The 18,825-nt window shown below is 66.8% G+C and carries 14 protein-coding genes; 2 read left to right on the top strand and 12 right to left on the bottom strand.

The features are described 5' to 3' along the window. Positions 1 to 21 precede the first annotated feature (21 nt). From ACWGJB_RS26410 to ACWGJB_RS26365, 10 genes are all read right to left on the bottom strand, one after another. Complete coding sequence (locus tag ACWGJB_RS26410; RefSeq protein ID WP_453382566.1) at positions 22 to 876, bottom strand: GNAT family N-acetyltransferase; 855 nt, start codon at positions 874 to 876, stop codon at positions 22 to 24. 214 nt (positions 877 to 1,090) lie between these two features. Next, positions 1,091 to 1,597: an ATP-binding protein gene (locus ACWGJB_RS26405; protein WP_453382565.1), complete on the bottom strand. Its 507-nt coding sequence runs from the start codon at positions 1,595 to 1,597 to the stop codon at positions 1,091 to 1,093. Positions 1,598 to 2,082: 485 nt separating this feature from the next. After that, positions 2,083 to 2,838, bottom strand: coding sequence for a phytanoyl-CoA dioxygenase family protein (locus tag ACWGJB_RS26400; RefSeq protein WP_453382564.1), 756 nt, complete (start codon positions 2,836 to 2,838; stop codon positions 2,083 to 2,085). A gap of 143 nt (positions 2,839 to 2,981) precedes the next feature. Then, positions 2,982 to 4,247 carry a TIGR02679 family protein gene (locus tag ACWGJB_RS26395; protein ID WP_453382563.1) on the bottom strand — a complete coding sequence of 422 codons (1,266 nt, stop codon included), beginning with the start codon at positions 4,245 to 4,247 and terminating at the stop codon, positions 2,982 to 2,984. Continuing rightward, complete coding sequence (locus ACWGJB_RS26390) at positions 4,244 to 8,551, bottom strand: TIGR02680 family protein (RefSeq protein WP_453382562.1); 4,308 nt, start codon at positions 8,549 to 8,551, stop codon at positions 4,244 to 4,246. Before ACWGJB_RS26390 ends, ACWGJB_RS26395 begins: the two co-directional genes overlap by 4 nt. Beyond that, positions 8,551 to 9,987, bottom strand: coding sequence for a DUF2398 family protein (locus ACWGJB_RS26385; RefSeq protein ID WP_453382561.1), 1,437 nt, complete (start codon positions 9,985 to 9,987; stop codon positions 8,551 to 8,553). Before ACWGJB_RS26385 ends, ACWGJB_RS26390 begins: the two co-directional genes overlap by 1 nt. After that, entirely contained in the window at positions 9,987 to 11,573 is a 1,587-nt protein-coding gene (locus tag ACWGJB_RS26380) for a TIGR02677 family protein (protein ID WP_453382560.1), read from the bottom strand. The genes ACWGJB_RS26385 and ACWGJB_RS26380 overlap by 1 nt, the downstream gene beginning before the upstream one ends. A 395-nt stretch (positions 11,574 to 11,968) precedes the next feature. Further along, a complete protein-coding gene (locus ACWGJB_RS26375; protein ID WP_453382559.1) occupies positions 11,969 to 12,106 on the bottom strand; it encodes a hypothetical protein in 138 nt (45 codons plus the stop codon). Positions 12,107 to 12,266: 160 nt separating this feature from the next. Further along, the gene (locus ACWGJB_RS26370; RefSeq protein ID WP_453382558.1) at positions 12,267 to 13,703 is read right to left on the bottom strand and encodes a hypothetical protein; all 1,437 of its coding nucleotides are present in this window, start codon (positions 13,701 to 13,703) and stop codon (positions 12,267 to 12,269) included. Between the two features lie 3 nt (positions 13,704 to 13,706). Further along, positions 13,707 to 14,273, bottom strand: a complete 567-nt coding sequence (locus ACWGJB_RS26365) for a hypothetical protein (RefSeq protein ID WP_453382557.1) — start codon at positions 14,271 to 14,273, stop codon at positions 13,707 to 13,709. Positions 14,274 to 14,486: 213 nt separating this feature from the next. Here ACWGJB_RS26365 and ACWGJB_RS26360 point away from each other — a divergent pair, with 213 nt between their 5' ends. After that, positions 14,487 to 14,882: a hypothetical protein gene (locus ACWGJB_RS26360; RefSeq protein WP_453382556.1), complete on the top strand. Its 396-nt coding sequence runs from the start codon at positions 14,487 to 14,489 to the stop codon at positions 14,880 to 14,882. Positions 14,883 to 14,933: 51 nt separating this feature from the next. Here the strand turns inward: ACWGJB_RS26360 and ACWGJB_RS26355 are convergent, their stop codons facing one another. Continuing rightward, positions 14,934 to 15,302 (bottom strand): VOC family protein, encoded by a 369-nt coding sequence (locus tag ACWGJB_RS26355; protein WP_384460317.1) that lies wholly within the window; start codon positions 15,300 to 15,302, stop codon positions 14,934 to 14,936. Positions 15,303 to 15,534: 232 nt separating this feature from the next. Here ACWGJB_RS26355 and ACWGJB_RS26350 point away from each other — a divergent pair, with 232 nt between their 5' ends. Beyond that, entirely contained in the window at positions 15,535 to 16,584 is a 1,050-nt protein-coding gene (locus ACWGJB_RS26350; RefSeq protein ID WP_453382555.1) for a hypothetical protein, read from the top strand. 108 nt (positions 16,585 to 16,692) lie between these two features. Here ACWGJB_RS26350 and ACWGJB_RS26345 read toward each other — a convergent pair whose 3' ends face one another. Continuing rightward, positions 16,693 to 18,819, bottom strand: coding sequence for a DEAD/DEAH box helicase (locus ACWGJB_RS26345; RefSeq protein WP_453382554.1), 2,127 nt, complete (start codon positions 18,817 to 18,819; stop codon positions 16,693 to 16,695). Positions 18,820 to 18,825 lie beyond the last annotated feature (6 nt).

Raw genomic sequence — 18,825 nt, 5'->3', positions numbered from 1 at the left:
GACGTGATCCGCCGGTTGTGCCTAGAAGTCGTACACCGCGAAGTCCGTCACCGGGCGGTAGCCGACCCGCTGGTACAGGCCGTTGCTGGTGGGGTTGGCCAGGTCCGCGAACAGCAGCACCTCCGCCGCGCCCGCCGCCAGTGCAGCCCGGCTGACCTCGGCCGTCGCGGCGCCCGCGTAGCCGCGGCCGCGCAGGTGGGCCGGGGTGTAGACGGGGGCCACCCTGATCTGGCCGGCGACCATCGGGGTCACCCCCGCCATGGAGACGGGGGTGCCGTCCGGGGTCTCCCAGAACGTGATGCGTCCGTGGGCGATGCGTGTGTCGGCCCAGGAGCTGGAGTCCGCGGAGGGGACTGCTCCGAGGGCTGCGGCAAACTCTCCGTGCCAGCACATGAGTTGATCGCGGTCCTGCTTGCCCGCGACCCGGCCCCGGCCCTCCGGATGCGGCTCCGGCGGGGTGAGCGTGCCGAGGCGGTACAGCCGCTGGCGCTCGTGGAGTGTTGGCGTCGCGCCCGTGTGCCGTTGCCAGGCCTCGGCGAAGGCGGCGGCGGTGTCGCGGTCCGCGCTGACGCCGGGAATGGGGAGGCCGAGGCCGGCCAGATGGGCGGCGAGGGCGTCGGACTCGTCGGGGGTGAGGGGGGTGAGGTTCAGGCGGTGGGGCGGGGTGCGGAAGTAGGTCGCGCGGACCTCGCCCGCCCTCTCCAGGCTGCCGAAGACAGGGTCTTCGGCGCCGTATGCGTGTGCTCCGCGCGTACGCAGCGCCTCGGTCACCGTCAGGGGGATGGTGTGTAGGGCGGGTCGCGAGTGCAGGAAGTCTCCTGCACGGGCTAGGAAGCTGTCGACGTCATCGGTGAGGTGCCAGTCGTCCGGGCGCATGCCTCATGATCCCGCGCCCTCACGGACTGCGCCCGTGGTTTTCCGACGGGGTGAGGCGACGGGCCGCGGTGAGGATGCGGCCTCCTCTCAGTGACCCCGCCGCCTACTCCAGCTCCGGGTCAGTCGCCAGGCGGCCGTGCATGTGTCCGTTCGTGACGCCACAGGTGTGCCAACAGCGTTGCGTAAGGGTGGAGATCAGCTCGAGTGGGGCAGCTCAGGCTGCGTGATGCTCGACTCGTGCAGGTGCACCGGCTATTGGCACGGGATGCCTTGCAGCGGCATCAGAGTGTGAGGCGGTCACGGCTGCGGTCTCCTCTACGAAAGCGGGGATCGCCAGTTCGAACCAAGTTTTCTTACCCGCTGTACAAGGCTGTGATCCCCAGTCGGTTGCCAATGCGTCAACGAGGAAGAGACCCCGCCCGTTTTCGTCCATCGCCTCGGCCTGGGACGGACGTACCAAGGTGGGGTCAACGTCGGTGACTTCCACGCGCAGCCGCTCTCCGGTCCACTGCACGGATACCACGCACGCGGCCTGCGTGTGCGTGACCGAGTTCGCGACCACTTCCCCGGTGAGCAACCGCAGGTCGTTGCTCAGTTCCTTATCCAAGGCCAGCCCAAGCCGCTGCGCACGGTTGACAACACGGTCTCGCGCGGCTGGCACCGCCTCGACCGAGGGCAGGACAGTGAACGCATAGGGCGAATCTCCGGGCAACCGGGGCATGGCTGTGACCTCTCGCGGGGCGGGAGCGCTAGGGCATCGACGCGATCTCCCATAAGTGAGCGGATCGCTCGCCGACTTCACCGGGCGCGTCCGCAGATACCCAAGCAATCCGACAGCAGCCCAGCAGGTGGCGGAGGACCACCATGGACCACGGGCGGCCTGACTCCCTATCCCTGAGGTGATATCACCACCGCAATGGTCATTTGAGAATGAGCCATTCGGTGTTCCGGGCCGCTGACGTGGTCCATGAACGCCTGCTGGCAGTCGGTCTACCCCGACAATCGAGTGATCAGCAGTGATCCACGTCCCCTCCGGACCGCGCCCCGCGCAGTGAGACTCGGCCCGGTGCCGGCGTACACGTGAACGGGCTCGATCCCGATCTTGCGATGGAGCCCCGTACGCACGACTGGCGCTTCGACAGGGCGAGCCCAGCCAGACCTGGTTGACCGACACCACACGCCAGCCTGGACGCCCCGCATCGTTCCCTATGAGCGGAATTCGGCGAGCGGGTTGGTGACCACCTGCTGCCAGCGCTCCCGGTGGCCAGCTGCGTGGAGCCGGTAGTACACCGTCTCGCGCCGCCGCCCGTCGGCCGTACCGTCGTGGTTGCCGATGTTGTGAGCGAGCAGGTAGTGCGCGAACAGTACGCTGCCGGCGGGGCCGACCGCCTGCAGCGGCTCGCCGAGCTCGATCTTCGGGTACGGGCCCGGATTCATCTCCTCGACGTGTGCCAGGGCATCCGCACCGCGTTCGACGAGGTACTGCCCGAATCGCAGATGTGTGCCCGGCCAGATCCACAGGTTCCCTCGGTGTGGCCGGTCATGATCGGTGAGCCATACGCCGGCCAACAGCGAGAAGGAGCCGGGGCGCCCGTCCGGTTCGCACGGCGTCAAGCCGTCGACGTGGGGACCGCCCGGCCGGTGCGGCCAGGGCGGGATTGTCGTCGCCACCTGCGCGAAATTTGGGTCCTCGACGACGAGATCCGAACGCAGCAGCTGGGCGGCGAGCTCCCCGATGCCGGTCTCGCGGTAGAAGTCGAGCAGCGGATGACCCTCCGCAGCGAAGCGTGGCCACAGGAAATACGGTCCGACGTGATCGTCGGCGGAGGGATGCTGCTCCAGCAGCGCAGTGATGATCTTGCGCCCTGCAGTGATCTGCTCGCCGCTGAGCACACCGGGAATCACCACGAACCCCTGTCGGCGGAACGTGGCCCGGGTCTCGCTGGTGATCGTCGTCGCCATACCGTCAGTGCAGCAGGCAGCGCCTTTCGCCAGCAACCAAATTGTTTTGCCACGGTCGGCACTCCGCAGGGGCACCTATGCCCTGTGCGAGAGGCTCTGGCGGGCGGTGCTGACTTGCTCTGTCTTGGAATCGCGCAGGCGGGTCAGCTTCCAGTCCCAGATGCCGTCAGGCTGTTGAGGAGGGCGTCGGCGACGGCCTCTTCGTAGAGAGCCTGGTTGGCGTGTTTCATGGCGTGTGCGAGTTCTGGGTCCCAGGGCGTGAACTGCGGCTTACCGCGGAGTTGGATGTGGTCGTCGTCCTGGGCGATGCCGGTGTTGTAGTCGGCTGCGGTCATCATCCACGGGCGGGCGTTGTGGCGAGTGGTGAGCTGGTTGGTCATGTCGATGCCGGGCCAGTCGAAGTCGCCGTGGTACAGCAGGGTTCCGCCGCCGAAGGTGATGGCGCGCGCGAGGCGGTGGAAGGCGGTGGAGGGGCGGCCTTCTGCGCAGATCAGCGGTGGGCTGTCGGGGCCGAGTTCTTGTGCGGCGCGGCGCAGGACGGCTGGGTTCTCGCAGGCGTAGACGGTGGGCAGGTTGACCGTGATGGGCAGGGTGACCAGTTGGTGGAGGGTGATGTGGAAGGGGGTTCCGTAGGTGGCGGCGCCGGTGAGCCATTCGCCCAGACCCTGTCCGCGGGCGGGGAGGTTGAGGACGAGGACGCGGCTGGCGAGGTCGTCGACGATGACATCGAAGGCGTCCCAGAGTTCCCGGCGTTCTTCGGCGGTGGACGGTAGGGGGACGCTGTGGGCGTGGGTCAGGGCACGTAGGACGAGGTTGGGCAGAGGGCCGCGGCCGTGGTTGAGGGCTTTTGTGTCGCCGGTGGCGGTCTCGGCAAGGGCCGGCAGCATGAGCGGCGGGGTGTCGGCGGGGCGGGCGTCGAGGTGTTCCAGGACCCGGATGGCGCGGGCGAGTGCTGGTGTGTCGCCTTTGTTGATCAGGGTGGTCACTGTTCCGTCGGTTGCGAGGTCGCTCAACCAGGCCCGGTACCAGGGGTGTCTGGCGTGGAGTGGGCTGGCCTCGGCTTGGGCGAGGAGCTGTGTGCGGGTGTGCTGGAGGGCAGACTTCTCGGCGGGGCGGTTGCGCAACGGTCCGCCGACTTGGGTGAGAAGGTCTGCGAGCGGGGCCCCGGTGGCGGTGTGGATGGCGGCGTCGAGGTCGGCGAGCCGAACAGTGATCTTTGCGGTGCCGGGTGGGCGGTAGGTGCCGGTGAGACCGATGAGGGCTTCGCGTTCGGCGTCGTTCGGTGCGCTGACGCTGATGGTGCCGTCGAGGCGTCCGCCGGTGCGTTCCAGTGAGCGGCGTGCGGCTGCCAGCAGGCGTGCGTATTCGGGCTGCAGGTAGCGCTCACTGGCTGTCACAGGGGTGGTCATGCCTCGTCCGCTTCTTCGTCCGGCTGATCATCTGGGGCGGCGTGGTCGTCCAGGCCGGCGAGCAGGCCGTCAGCGGCGGGGGCATGCCGGCTGGGCGTGAAGCCGAGGAGAGAGGCAGCCAGTTCATCGGATCCGGGATAGCCGAGGTCGTCGAGGATCTGCTGTCCGTCCCAGAGCATGAGCATGGCGGAGACGGTATGGCTGGCCTTGTCGTAGTTCATGTCGTAGTGCGCGATACGGGGAACGGTGGGATAGGTGACCCACAGGTCGTGGCCGGTCATGAACAGGTCGAGATCGAACTTGACGGTCAGGGCGAGCAGATCGGGGCGGTACTGCTCGTCGATGCCGGCGAAGGCTTCGTCGAGGGCGATCAGTCGGGGGCAGGTGGGATGGGCGGAGCCGTACTGGGCGTGGGCGGCGGCGAACAGCGGAAGGTGGATGGAGGCGGATTTCTCGCCGCCGGACATCTCGCTGTGCTTGGAGCGGGTGAGTTTTTCCTCCTTCTCGCCGGGCCGGGACAGCAGCAGTTCGAAGGTGCGCCAGGAGCGGTAGTCCAGGACGTCGGCGATGATCTGCTGGTACGTCTTGCGGCGGTCGCGTGCTTTGCCGGCGCGGATCTGGGCGCGTAGGAGGGAGCGCAGTTCGGCCAGTCCGGCGGGGCCCAGGGCGGCTGCGTCCTTCTTCAGCAGCTGGTTGACGGCGCGCTGTTCGTCGGTGAGCGCGTCGGACTGCACCCAGCGGATGCCGACGGTGGTGCCGGAGGACATGGGTTTGGCGCGGGTGTCGGCGTCCATGGCCTTGACCAGGTTGCGTGCCTCGATGGTGCGGGAGTGGATCTGCTGGGCCAGTCCGGTCAGCAGGGCGTCTTCCATGACGGTGCGTTCGCGGTCTTCCAGCAGGATGTGCTGGTCGGCGACCTGCTCGGCCAGGCGGCGACCGAACTCGGCGACGGGGGCGGGGCCTTCGGCGTCGGAGACGCGGGCGAGGATGATGTCGCCGTCCGGTTCCCACTCCAGGTGGTAGCCCTGATCGGATTCCGCGAGCGCGTTTTCGAGGTCGGTCAGGGCGGTCGAGATCTTCGTGGTGGTGGTCTTGAGAACGTTCTCGGTGGCCCGTCGGCCGTGGGTGGCGGTATCGACGGCGTCCAGGAGCGTGACCGTGGTGGACGGCAGGGCGCTGCGGGCGGCGTCATCCGGGGACAGCTGCGGTGGGTGTGCGGTGAGCTGGGTGATCACCTGGGCGGCGGCCTGTTCGGCGGTGGGCCACGCGCTGACGGGCGACCAGGGGGTGTCGGTGGGGGCTTCCAGCAGGCGAAGCAGGTCGGGGCGGGTGTACGGCTTGAGGCCGGCCGTGGTGCGCAGTTGTTCGTCCAGGGCTGTGGTGAGGGCTTCGCTGATGTGCTCCAGGGCGTTCTCGGCGGTGGTGAGGCGAGTCTGCTGCGCCTGGGCCTCCGCGTCGGCCTGGTCGTGGGCCGTATTGGCTTCCTCCAGCGCGCTCTGGGCTTCCTCGAGCTGCCTTTGAAGATCGCGCAAGGGAGCGTCCAGTAGCGCTTCCTCGGTGCGCAGGCGTTCCACCAAGGCCTCATGGTCGGCCTTGCGAGTGGTCAGCGCCTCGGTTTGTTCGGCATAGTCCTGGCTTTGCTCGGCGATGCTCGCACGGCGGTCGTCAAGATCTTTCTCGGTGCCGCGGATGGTGGATCGCGTGGTGTGGAGGTCATTGCCGGCGGTGACAAAATCGTTGACCGCGCGTTCGACGTCGGCGAGTGCTTCGCGCTGGGCGGGCAGGCCGGCCGCGGTGGCGGCGCGGCGCAGTTGGCGCTCTTTGTCGTGGGTGTTGGCGATGGCCAGATCGAGGGCCCGGTGTGCGGCATCCCTCCGTTTCCGGGCGCCGGCGAGCTGGACGGCGGTGACCTCGACGTCACGGACGGCTTTGGCGATCGACGCCGTGGGCGGCAGTTGCTGGCGAGCGGTGTCGAAGTCCGCCACGGTCTCGGCGGCGGCCTGCTGCGCGGCGACCAGGTCGGCGAGATCGTCTTCCAGCGCGCTGATCGTCTCGTCCAAGGCGTGCAGGCGTTCGCGGCGCCGGGCGGCGCGAGCGGTGGCGCCGATGTACTCGGGCCGGACCTTCGGGTGAGCGCCGAGCTGGATCCCCAGGGTGAACTGCGCTCGGCTGCTTACCGCGGGAGTCTCGCCGATGTCGGGGGAGAGGTCGTCGGTGAGACGCACCGAGGCCAGGACCGCGGCGACGGCTTCGGCCGGGACGCGGGACTGTTCCTCAGGGACGAGGACATCGGCCAGGGTCTGGCCGGTGGGGCGCTGGGCAGCGGGCAGTGGCAGCAGGTAGCCGTCGGACTCGCTGTCGGTGAAGGCCTGCACGGTGGCGTCGGCGTGGGGGTGAAGCCAGGCTGTGAGCAGCCCCGCCCCATACAAGGCACCTTCCACCGCTGCGGCCTGCTCGTGTGGCACGTGGTCGGCGAAGCGGATGAGTTGCCACAGTGGGGCGCCGGCACGACCGTTACGGTCTGCCGGGCGCAAGTCGCTGGCGGGGGGAGCGTCATCTCGTTCGGCGGCCACTTGCGCGCGCTCGGCGCGGACCGCCGCGAGCTGTCCCTGCGTCTCGGTATGGCGGCGCTTGAGGGATTCCTGCTGGGAAAGAGCGCTGGTGCGGCGTTCGTCGGTGAGTGAACGGAAGACCTCGGGCAGCGCGGGCGCATCCGGCTCGCCGACGGCTTCCAGCGCGTCGACGAGAGTTGGTGCGTCCATGGGGATGAGGACGGCGGTCGGGTCCGTGCCCGTCCAGCGGTCGATCATCTTCCGCAGCTCGGCGTCGGCATCGGACCGGGCGGCGGCGAGAATGTCGGCGGACTGGGTGCAGGCGATGTCGTAGTCCGTGACCTCCTTGTCGGCGGCGTCGAACCGGACCTGTTCACGGCGCTGGTCCTGTGCAGCGCGTTCGGCCGCGTCCAGGTAGCCGCGTACCTCACCGATGTCATGGCGGCGTACCGTGGCCCGGCTCTCGACGTGGGTCAGAAGATCAACGGTGAGGTCCAGCGGGTCGTCGTCGGTGACCAGACTGGCGGCCTGCCCTGCCGACAACAGAGTCTGCGTGTGCCGGTCGGCAGCTCCACGCAGCTGATCGAGCCCTTTCTCGACCCCGTCTGCCTCAGATGTCAGGCGGGCCACGCGCTGCCGCATCTTCTCTAGGCGGCTTTCGGTGCTGGCGATGTCCTTGCCCTCGCCACGGACGCGGTCACGGAGCTCTCGCAGCCCGACCTCCTGCTGCAGCGCGTCGTGGTTGCGCAGCCCTTCCACGTGGGCGCCGAGCTTCTTACGCTTCGCCCCTGCCTCGTCCCGGTCTGTCTTCGCGGCCTGGAGGGCCGCGTCCGCCGCACGTCGGTCCTGGGCCGCTGTGGCGATCTTGTCGCAGTGACCGGTCGTGGCTTCGCAGCGTGCGTTGATCTGCTCGATGCGGTCCCGGGCGTGCGCCCGCAGGTAGGCCGTGTAGTCCCGAAGGAAGTCCTGGACGGCACCATCGGCCTTGGTCAGGGAGTCCAGGACGGCTTGGATTTCGGCGAGGTTCTCGAAATCCCGTGCGGCTTGTGCGATCAGGGCATCGTCGACTGGCCGCAGCCCGGCGGTCAGGGTGTCGGAGAGCTTGTCCGGGTCGAGGTCCTTGGCCAGCAACGGGCGGCGCAGCTGGAGCAGCAGGTTGATCAGCTGGGCATAGCGCTGACGGCCCAGGCCGAACAGGCGGTCATCGATGGCCTCCCGGTACTCGGTGGCCGTCTTGCAGACAGCGTCCGGGCCGAGGAGCTTCTCCAGTTCCTTCTTGCGCAGCGGGCGGGAGTCGGCGGTGAGCAGGCCGAAGTCCACGCCGATCCGGCCATCGGAGACAAAGAAGAAGCGGCCCGGGCGTTCCTTGCTCTTCTGAGCCAGCAAGCCGAGGCCGACGGTCACCGCCTCCAGCAGTTCGCCGGCAGCGGTGGTTCGGGTGAACTCCATCCACACGTACCCGTATGCCGATTCCTGGCCCCGGTAGAGCAGGTTGGACTTCATCGTGCGTTCCTCGCCGCTGAACGGATCCAGCCGGCGCGGGTCGATGCTGCCGTCGAGGACCAGAGGGAAGAGCACCTCCAGCGCCTTGGTCTTGCCCGACCCGTTGTGGCCGCGCAGGACGAGACGGCCGTCGGCGAAGACGAACTCCTCGTCCCGGTAGTCCCACAGGCCGATGATCCCGGCGCGTGTGGGCTTGAAGCGGACGGTCGGAGCGTCGCCAGATGGGCTGGGCTCGGCGAGCATCGTCATCAGAAGGTGTCCTCCGCAGCGGAGAAGTCGAACGCGAACTGCCCGTCGGTCTTCGGATGGGGCAGGACGGCGGTGATGTTGCGGTAGCGGCCGGCGGCCGGGCGGACCAGCACGCCGCCGGGCACCGGGTGCACCAGTCGCAGATCGGCGAGGAGGACGAGTGCCTCGGTCAGCAGGCCACGCGGGTCGGCCTGCCACTTGTTGGTGAACGAGGCCGGACCGAACTCCTCATAGAGCTCGTTGATCATCTCGACCAGGCGGGCGTCTTCGACCAGGGGGAGCTCCACGACCCGGAGCGGCTCGGCCACCGCGTCGTCGGCTTCGGCTCTTTCCGGCGAAGCGCTGCTGTCGGCCGCGGGTGCGTCCAGCGCGAGAGCGGCCAGAGTGCCGGCGTGCGGCAGCGCCAGGTCGATACGGGCGAGCAGGTCGGCGTGCTCTTCCATGGGATCCGGCGGTCGCATGCGCTTCAGCTCGCGGGACCGGTCGGGGTCTTCCTGCAGGTCGGCGATCTTGGCCAGGAGCAGCCCGGCCGTACGGTTGACCGCGCCGCCACGGCCCGGGAAGCGCCTGTCGGTGAAGTGACCGGTGGTGTCGACGAGCATGATGCCCTCGGCCCGGCGCTCGATCTGCAATCCCGTCAGCCGCACCAAATCCTCCGCCAATGTGGGCTGCCGCAGTGCGGCGGCGGTCTCCGGGTCGGCGTCGGCGAAGTACACCACCGGATGCTCGATGACGGCGCGGCGCGCCCGCTGCGCGCCGTGCCGGCGTCGGGCATCGCGGCCGACACCGCTGGCCGGGATCTCCAACAATCCGGCGGCGCTCGTCAGGTGCTGCAGGGGCTTGCCGGGACGGAACAGTGCGCTGCACAGCTCATGGTCGATGTCGAACAGGGCGTCCCCGCGATCCGGATCCCGGGCCCAGGCTTGGGTCGAACCGTCCGAGACGCGTAGCACCCCGTACTGCACCAGCCAGTCGATGACGTCCACGATGGCGTCCTTGTGCCCAGGGGCGGTCGGGTCGAAGCCGAGGTGATCGATGGCGTTGGCGTGCGGACTGAAGTCCTTCACCAGGTCGGCGAGGGCGATCTCGACCCGGGAACCGTGCAGGCACGCCAGCACCAGACACAGGTACGCCAACCGTCGCCGGTCGAACGGCCTCCGGCCGCTGTTGGCCGCGACGATCGCCTGGCTGCCATCGAACACATCCAGACGCCGAATCAGCCTCGCGTGCCGGGCGGTGATGTGCAGGGTGTAGCCGAACAGCGAGCGGAAGTCCTCCGCCAGCTCGTCCGCCCAGCGCAGCACCACCGCCAGCGCCCCAGGGCGAGGGTGGCCCTCGCTGATCACACTGTGCAGCAACACCAGCCGGGCGGCCTCCTGGTACGAGCCCAGCTGCGCCGGCTCCACCGCCGCAGCGACCCGGTGAACGGTGGCCATCAGCCCGCCTCCGCCGCGCCGCGCCGGACTGGTCCGGCAGGGGCGAGCTCCAGCGTGAAGCCGGGCAGCACCAGCGTGCCGTGCACAGTGCGCAGCCGACTGCCGGTCTGGCTGGGGATGAGCCGCAACGTCATCACATCGCTCGCCCCGGTGGCCGACCGCAGCTGCCCCGCGACCACGGTCCGGGCCTCCAGCGCCCGGGTGAGCAGCTTCAGCACCGCCCGGGTCTCGGCCTCGTCCAGCACCCGCTCATGGGGACCGTGCTCCAGCAGCTGCTCGGCCGCCGCCCGCTCAGCTGCCCGGACTGCCCGCTGTTTCTCCCGCAGCCGGGCGCGTGCCCCGCGCTCCGTACGGATCGGCTGCGGCCCCCCAGGGGAGGGCCGCTTGCCATGCCGGAACAAGCTGATGCTCACCTCGACGCCAGGAGCGTCCCACCACGTGGAACGGGACGAGATCTGCTCACCATCGTCATGGGCCCCGCCCAGATGCCGGGCCGACCGCAGGTCGAACGCCGCAGCGATCAGCGCGTTCGCCGCCTGCTCGTCCGGCGCCCCCGCGACCCAGGCCGCCAGATGCCGCAACTGCGTCGTGCGGCTCACCCCGCTCCGCCGCGACTCGGTGACCTGCCGCAGCAACGCGATCACACCTGAGATCGCCGTACGCGTCGCCCCCTGCAACTGTTCTGCCTTCGAATCCGCCACTTCACTGGCCAGGAACCACTGGCGAAGCCCAACCCAGCGCCGCCGCCAGTCCTCCCGGCGCGCCTCCAGCCGCATCATCGGCCGCTCGTCTGCCTCCGCCGCCCGCTCCAGCAGCGTCTCGATCCCGCTGTCCTCCACCGCGCGGACCGCGTCAGCCAGGCGCGGCGCGTACCGCTCCAGCTCAGCGGAGAAATCGCTCATGTGCGCCAGTAGGGCGTGCTTGTGCCGCAGGAACGTCTCCGGAGAGACGTCCGTGGTCCGCGCCACGTCATTCAACGTCAGATAGAACCGTGCGGCCCGACGGGCCATGTCATCCAGCACGCTGTCCAGCCGGGAGAGCTTGCGGTAGATCTCTTCCCGGTCCGCACTGAGGTTCGCGGCGGCCAGGGCCTTGAGATCGGCCAGGATGTCGGCGAACACCAGCCGGGACAGGTTGGCATCCTCAACCCGCGCGCCGAGCACATCCTCCACCGCCATATAGGCCCGGTAGCCGATCTCCGTGAACTGGTACACCGACTGCCGGTTCCGGTACGCAGCCAGACTTCCCGCCCGAGCGGCATCCTCCACCCGGCACAGGACCCGGCCGCCGTCCCGTTCGCGGTCCCGGTCCCCAGACAGGACGTCCAGCATCGCCCGCAGATTGAGATCGGTAACGGCTGGAACGTCGGCATGGCCGGCAGCCAGGTCCTCCAGCGCCGCCGCCACGTCGCTGGTGTGCACCTGCACCTGATGAACCGCCCGCAGCGCGTTCATCGCCCGCAGCACCCACAGATACGATGCCGCGTCGTCGCGCTGGGTGAAGTTGAACAGCCTCAGCCGGTCAGCAACCACCAGACCATCAAGATCAAACGACCCCAGCGAATCGGAACCGTCAAACTGCGGCACCTACGCCCCTCCCTGCAGCCTGGACACCCGGGCGACCATCAGTTTCAACTCTGACACGCCCCTACGACAACCAGCGGACTGATACAGGACGTCAGCGAAGCAACACAAACCGCTACGAGAGACTTTCTGGGGTGTGGCGCCGAAACTTGGTCTGAGCCTGCCAGCTTCGTCAGCTTCCGACGCAGCGGCTCCAGCCCGCCCCGCACCGCGGTGTCCAAGCCCAGCACCTCGCCGATCTGCCGGGTTCTGACCGGACCGGCGGCCTGCCGCACGGCCGTCAGGATGCGCTGGTATTCCGCCGACGCGCGGACTGGGCCACCCCTGGCACACGGTCCGGGACCAGCCGCACCGCCCGGCCTGCCATCTGAACGACCGGTGACCCGGCCTCCGCCCGCTCATCGGCGATCTGCTCGCTCCACGGCGAGCTCGTCCCGCTCGGCCCGCACCTCCGCCAACTGCTTGGCCAGCTGTTCTTCGAGTCCGTCCAGCTCCGCACGTCGCGCGGCGATCCGCTCCAGCCTCGGGTCCATCATGCGCCGGAGCGTAAGAGCGGCACCCGCGACGACGGGCGGGAATCCACAAAACCGCCCCGCCAGACGATCTACACCGCAGACTGCCGCCCACGATCAGCACGAGCACCCCGGAACAGCGTCATGCCAGGCCCCTGACCAGCCACTTCAAGATGGCGCAGCTTCACTGATCCGTCTCATCCTCACTGCCTCGCCACCACGGGAGTTCATCGGCCTGAGACACAAATTCCTTGAGGTACTCCAGAACTTCATCCGATGCCTGATAGAGGAGATCTAGGCCATACCGGGCCAGGAGATGGGGTCCGATCGGCGCCTCGATCGAATCCACCACGGATCGATCAAAGTTGATTTCCAGCATTTCCCTGGAATGTGGAACCCTCAACTGGATTGAGTTAACGCGCGCAAGGTCTCCAAGGGCAGAATTCAAGGCATTCATGTCGGTGGAGTCGGTTAACCCGGCTGCCGTACTGCTCTGAATTCTCAGCTTGCTCGTCGGCGCCGTAAATTCGATACCTTCAGCGCTGAATCGATTAATTCGATCCTCGATTTCAGCCCAGCGAGGCGCCCGTCCGAGGTCCCTGTTGCGTCGAGAAATCTTTCTACGATCGTTGACGAACCTGAGTGCAAATTCTGGCGACCCCAGAATTAGCGTGGAATCGGCAATCTCCCAGTGGAGCGGATCCTCCTCATCGTCAAATAGAGTCAGCTCAGACCGGTCAAGTGCCATGCTCTTTGCTTTGACCCGATCCAGATTAACGTTAACGAGGTAGTTCAGGTTGCATCCCGCCTCTACGTGCTCGAGGTTTTCCAAGACATGCAGACTCAGGTTTTCACCCAGCTCCCGCCAGAAGCTGGTGTTGCGGATTTCATCCAACTTGAGAATGAATGGCAGAATCTCGGAAAGCTCTCCAGTCGAGAGCGCCCCGCCTCGCCCTTCACCGGGGAAGTCATCTGCATCACCGCCGCGACTTGCCCACAGAACCTTCATCACTTTCTGCATGCGCGAGAAGAATGGTGGAGTGAAACTACTACTCAATGAGTTGATCACAGCCGCAACAGTCGGTTGGCTGAGGGTCGCCACACCTTCGTCGGCATGACTGACCACCTGCGACATCCGCATTGCCGCTGAACCAACAAGGTATCCCCGACCTCCCTGCAAAAGGGACGTCTTGACCATCTGTGTGATCGGGGTTCGAGCACGTTCGCTGGAAATTGGCTCCAGGGCCGCAGTACTCGAAACCAGACAATTATCGAATACGCCAGCCACATCCGCTGTACGTGCACGCTCTTTGGCGTCGCCGGAAATCCCAATGAACGCAGGAGACTCGGCGTTCAAACTTTCCAAGTCTCTCCACACGGCTGGGCTATTAATGTCAAATCGAAGGTAGACGTCACGGGCCTCCTGTTCATTCCCGCTACCCCAACCGAGCACGAAATCGGGAACGAATGTGTGATTGAAGTAGTCCGTGGACTTAATTGCGACTCGCGGATCAAGAGCCTGTAATTCCCGAGCGACAGCATGTTTGACGTCTCGAATGATTGCTTCGGATGATGATTGCTGCAAGGCGTCTTGGATCTGAACTGAAATATTCGAGCCCATTGCCTATGCTCCCCTGGTCAGGTAGTGGCGAATGTGGCCTAGATAGTCTCGATCCATCATCAACTCTTCTTGCCTCCGGGAAAGGACTATGAGCCAGAGCCTCTCTGCCACCAAACGTCCAATATCCGGATCATAAGCTCGCCCGTCTAGCTTCTGGGGAAACTTTCCCAGAGCATCTTCTATTGCCGAAGGGTCGCAGAGTTTAGTCCAGGACTTCAACGCGAAAGGATGCCAAGTGATCCACATAAATTCATGTTTCTTGTCGTCGCCCTCCTCAATCATCTTGGCTGTCACCGAGTAGCAGTCGGAGAGGTATTCTCGATACGGGGTCCCTTGGTCGTCGGTTTCGTAATTCTTAACCTCGGCGTAGAACATGCTCTTGCCGCCGCCCGTGAAGAAGCCGGCTAGATCCCAAGACTCTTTACTGCCATCCAGGAGGGTCAGGGTGGTCATATGCGGAACCTCATAAACAACCCACGGCACCTGCACTCGCGTAGTGCTCTCGAGCCATTCACGCGCGAAGCGGACACCATCGCGTCCCTTCTCTTGTTGACGCTCACCAGCTGCCATGAGATCAAGTTAAGGGTGGTGACCCGTGGCTGTCACCAGGGCGGTCGGAGCGAGTGCTCTCTGTGATGTCCGTTTTGGCGACGTCGCTGGTAGCACCGCTCCGAGCGTCCTTACATGGGCGCGCGAGCTACCGGGCGCCCCGCCGGGGAGCAGCCGATGAGCACAAAGCCATACAGGCGTGAGGAGCCCAAGAAGTACGAAGTATGAGGAGGCATGGACGTGACAGACGATGAGCAGCGCCGGCAGAACCTTGCTGAGGAGGTCATCACCTCCTACTTCGCTCGGGAGATCGATGCGGCGAACGAGAAGGCGATGGATGCGGTCGGATCAGCGGGCGCTGAGGACCGGAGAGCTGCGGCACTGCAAGCCAGGAGCAACCAGGAGCTGTGGCACGCTCACCGAAACCTAGACAACGACACGGCTCAAACCGTGGCTCGCAGCGTCCTTGAGGAGGTGGAGGAAGCCGAGAAGCTGGTCATCTACGCCGGGGCGCTGCTGAAGGACGTAGAGCGCCACGGGGAGGCCCGGCAGAAGGCTGCCGTGACCCGGCAGTGGCTCTGCGATCAGGGCTACGACATCCCTGACTATGAGCGTGAGCCTGGTTTGTGATTGATCTCTACCGCAGGTAGCCCACGATCAGCACATGCCCCCAGAACAGCGTCACCGGGCCGGGATCGGCTGAGTGAGGTTCACCGGGTTGCCGTCGGGGTCCTGGATGTGGGCGACGCGCTGTCCCCACGGCATGTTGTTGGGGCCGCCGCGGACTGAGCCGCCCAGCGCCTCCACCCGGCCGAGCGTCTCGTCGACGTCGTCGACACCGATGCTGAGCAGGATCCGCGACGCCGCCCCGGTCCCCGGGTTCGCTTTGGCCACCAGCCCGAGGTCGGTGTCGCCGATGCGCAAGCCGAGGTAGAAGGCCGGGCCTTCCGCTGGTACCCGGAAGATCTCCTCTGCGCCGAACAATTTCGTATAGAAGCCGAGCAGAACGTCCTGGTCTGCAGTAATGATCACTGGCTGGATGGTGGACATGGCACTCCTGTCGAGAACGGTCGTGTCGCTGGGTAGACCGTTCGAGGACGGTGAACTCATCGGCAAAACCACCCCGCCGGACGATCTACAACACAGACTGCCGCCCACGATCAGCACGAGCACCCCGAAATGAGGTCACGCCACCCCGCTGACCAGCCACTTCAAGATGGCGGAGCTTCAATGAGAAGATCACATCTAGCAGCTGGCGATGGCGGATGCGGGGAATGTTGGTATGGCGAAGCGATCAGCACTACGGGGATACCTGTTGGAGGAGGCGCTGGCCTGGCTGCTGCGGCACAGCGGCTACCGGCTGCTTGTCGACGAGCGGCAGGATCGTGCCGAACTTACTGGAGCCGGTGGCGCGCTTCGTGTTCGCGGCCGTGGTGCCGTCCACCAGGTCGACGTGCTTGGGGAGTTCGCCTTCACACCCGCCTTCTCCCTCCCCATCCGGCTGTTCCTCGAGGCCAAGTACTACCGGGAAAAGTGCCGGCTGGAGGTCGTGCGCAACGCCCACGGCGTTCTACACGACGTCAACGAGAACTTCATGGACCATGAGGGCACGCGGCCCAGGAGGCGCTACCAGTACACGTACGCGCTGTTCTCCGCCAACGGCTTCACCCCAGAGGCGCAGCGGTATGCGCTTGCCCACCAGATTTCCCTGGTGGACCTGTCCGGGGAGTCCTTCACCTGGCTGCGCAAGGCGATCAGGACCGCGGCGGCTGACCTGTACGAGGCACAGGAAGATCACGCTGTGGGGCGTTTTCCCGTGGCGTGGATGCGTAGGGAGCTCCGTGAGGCCCTCGGCACCTGCCCGCCTGGGGTGCCGTTGTCGGGCGACACCAACGCTGTGCAGTTCAAAGCCTCGGCAACCGTGGTCCTCACGCACTTCGTCGATGCCTTGGAGCAGTACGCCGCGGCCGAGCTTCTGCTGGGATTCCCCTCGGCTCCGTTCATCCTGCCGTTGGCCGCCCAGGACCAGGAGCAGTTCCTGTCCTACGTCGAGCAGTCTCCCGACCACGCCGTGCGCCTGCGGCGCTCGGGGCAGGCGGCGACCGCCGAGTGGACGCTGTCTCCCCGGGAAGATGAAGACGCCTACCGCCTGGCCTTCAAGCTGCCGGAGCATATCGAGGAGTGGATCAGCGGGATTGCGGAGAAGGAGCGGCAGCGCACTCTCGACATCAAGGCGCAGTTCTTGTCAAGTATCACGATCTATCGAATGAACGGCAGCGGCGTCCGTGCTTACCAACTCCGTTACGAGCCAAGCGAGCTGCGACTGCCCTGACGGAGCTGGCGGCTGGGAAGGATCGAGGGGCAGTAGGCGCGGGGCCAGCCCCTCGGTCGTGCGGCACGCCGCCGGGTGCTGCGCGCCTGGCCTGGCGCGAGCCGCTGCCTAGCGGTCCAGGCGAGAGGAGAAGCGTACGGGTTCGTTGAGGACGGACGCCGCACGCTCGGTGGATGCAAGACGCTGTGCCACGGTAGTGCGGGCGAGATGGGGCGGGAGGGCTTCGCTGAACTTCAGGCCGCGGAGGGCCTTGTCGTCGATCTCAGGCAGGCACAGGCGTTGGGCCGCATCAGAGGTGTGCGTGGCCCACATCTGGGGTGTCAAGTCGGGACGCATCCGGACGAACAGTTCGTTGAAGCGCTGCTTTTCGTCGGTGAGCCCTGCGAGTGTGGCGGTCAGTGTGGCGTTGGCGCGAAAGCCGGCCCAGGTCCACCAGCGGACGTCGTCGCCGGCGCGTGTGATGACGGTGCCGCCGGGATGGGTCGTGTCGACGGCCGTCTCGCGGAGCTGTGCGAGGTAGGTAACGGCACGCTCGGTGAGCTGGACTGGCGGGTCCTGTCCGAGTACGACGTCACGCATGGCGCGGGCGAGTTCGTACGAGGCGCCGTCGAGGACGCTGCCGTACCAGCGGGCCTTGCCGCCGCCATCGGCGGGTTCGACAAAGCAGCGGCGTCGGGCCCAGTCGATCCAGTTGACGCGCCAGCTGCGGCCGGCGAGGAGCAGCAGGCGGGGGCCTTCGACCCTCTCGGTGAGCAGCATCGGGTCGGTGCGGCCGATCTCGGTGCGGCCGGACAGCACGACGAATTCCGGGGCGGCGGTGAAGACTGCGGTCAGGTTCATGAAGTGCCGTTGGCCGAAGCGCCGTTCGGCCTCCGGGCCGATGAAGAGCATCCCGTTGTCGGAGTCGACGAAGCCGCTGTCGACGAGGTGCTGGACGATGGGGGCTGCGCTCGGGCCGAAGGGTTCGAGGCCGTTCCAGTGCTCGGCCCAGGTCTGGTCGCCGACGCGCCCTTCTTGGAGGCACAAGGCGAGGAGCTGCTGGGCGGCGATGTGTCGCGGCTCGGGTGGGGCAGTGACGGGTTCGACGAAGCTGCGGCCCCATAGTGAGAGGAGGCCGGCAGCGTGCAGGAGGCGCTGTTCGTCCAGGGCGAGGAATAGACAGTTACGGGTCGTGTCGGCACGGCGTCCGGTGCGGCCGAGCCGCTGGAGGAACGAGGCGACGGTGGCGGGTGCGTTGATCTGGATAACCCGGTCCAGGTCACCCACGTCGATGCCGAGTTCCAGGGTGCTGGTGGCGACGATGACGCAGTCCCGCGCTTCGGCGAAAGCCTCTTCCGCACGGCGGCGTTCGTCCACGGAGAGGGATGCGTGGGAGAGGAACGTGGTGACGCCCTTGGCTCGCAGGGATGCCCCGAGTTCTTCCACGAGCTGCTTGGAGTCGCAGAAGACCAGCCGTTTCTCGCCGCGGTGGAGCGAGGCGATGACCTTTGCCGCGTTGGCGACGCCGCCGACGTAGTCCAGGGTGATGTCGCCTGACGGCGGTGTCGCGGCCTCCGCGGGCAGGGCGGGCATGTCCGGGGCTACGACCTGGGCGGGCCGGCTGTCCTGGCCGGAGCCCTGGAACCACGCCAGGAGATCCTGTGGGTTGCCTACGGTCGCCGACAGGCCGACACGCTGGATGGGCCGACCGGTGATGCGAGTCAGGCGTTCGAGCAAGGCGAGGAGGTGCCAGCCGCGGTCGTCGCCGGCGAAGGCGTGGACCTCATCCACGATGACGGTTCGCAGGTTGGCGAAGAACCACTGGTGCTCGACCTTGGTGCTGACGAGCATGGCCTCGATGGACTCGGGGGTGGTGAGCAGGATGTCCGGCGGGTCGAGAAGGATCTTGCGTCGGCTGGCTGCGGTGACGTCGCCGTGCCACAGGGCGACGCGGCGGCCCAGCCATCCCGTGTACGACTCCAGACGCGGCAGCAGGTTGTTGAGTAGGGCCTTGATCGGGCACACGTACAGGACGGACAGGCCCTTCCACTGCTGCTGTTCCATGGCGGACAGCACCGGGAACGCTGCGGCTTCGGTCTTGCCGCCGGCAGTGGGTGCGAGCAGGAGTGCGTCATCGCCGTTCAGCAGTGGCTCGATGGCGGCTTCCTGGAGCGGGCGCAGACCGGGCCAGCCCAGGGAGTTGGCGATGTGGTGCAGGACGACCGGGTGGAGTTGATCGAGAGCGCTGTCCGTCACAGGAGC

This window comes from Streptomyces sp. NPDC054813, from assembly GCF_053611365.1.
The sequence above is the reverse complement of the archived record's forward strand: the minus strand, read 5'-3'. Positions and strand labels throughout refer to the sequence as shown.

Coding starts and splice junctions, on each gene's coding strand:
- ACWGJB_RS26410 (WP_453382566.1), bottom strand. CDS start 876: ATGCGCCCGGACGACTGGCACCTCACCGATGACGTCGACAGCTTCCTA.
- ACWGJB_RS26405 (WP_453382565.1), bottom strand. CDS start 1,597: ATGCCCCGGTTGCCCGGAGATTCGCCCTATGCGTTCACTGTCCTGCCC.
- ACWGJB_RS26400 (WP_453382564.1), bottom strand. CDS start 2,838: ATGGCGACGACGATCACCAGCGAGACCCGGGCCACGTTCCGCCGACAG.
- ACWGJB_RS26395 (WP_453382563.1), bottom strand. CDS start 4,247: ATGACCACCCCTGTGACAGCCAGTGAGCGCTACCTGCAGCCCGAATAC.
- ACWGJB_RS26390 (WP_453382562.1), bottom strand. CDS start 8,551: ATGACGATGCTCGCCGAGCCCAGCCCATCTGGCGACGCTCCGACCGTC.
- ACWGJB_RS26385 (WP_453382561.1), bottom strand. CDS start 9,987: ATGGCCACCGTTCACCGGGTCGCTGCGGCGGTGGAGCCGGCGCAGCTG.
- ACWGJB_RS26375 (WP_453382559.1), bottom strand. CDS start 12,106: ATGATGGACCCGAGGCTGGAGCGGATCGCCGCGCGACGTGCGGAGCTG.
- ACWGJB_RS26370 (WP_453382558.1), bottom strand. CDS start 13,703: ATGGGCTCGAATATTTCAGTTCAGATCCAAGACGCCTTGCAGCAATCA.
- ACWGJB_RS26365 (WP_453382557.1), bottom strand. CDS start 14,273: ATGGCAGCTGGTGAGCGTCAACAAGAGAAGGGACGCGATGGTGTCCGC.
- ACWGJB_RS26360 (WP_453382556.1), top strand. CDS start 14,487: ATGGACGTGACAGACGATGAGCAGCGCCGGCAGAACCTTGCTGAGGAG.
- ACWGJB_RS26355 (WP_384460317.1), bottom strand. CDS start 15,302: ATGTCCACCATCCAGCCAGTGATCATTACTGCAGACCAGGACGTTCTG.
- ACWGJB_RS26350 (WP_453382555.1), top strand. CDS start 15,535: ATGGCGAAGCGATCAGCACTACGGGGATACCTGTTGGAGGAGGCGCTG.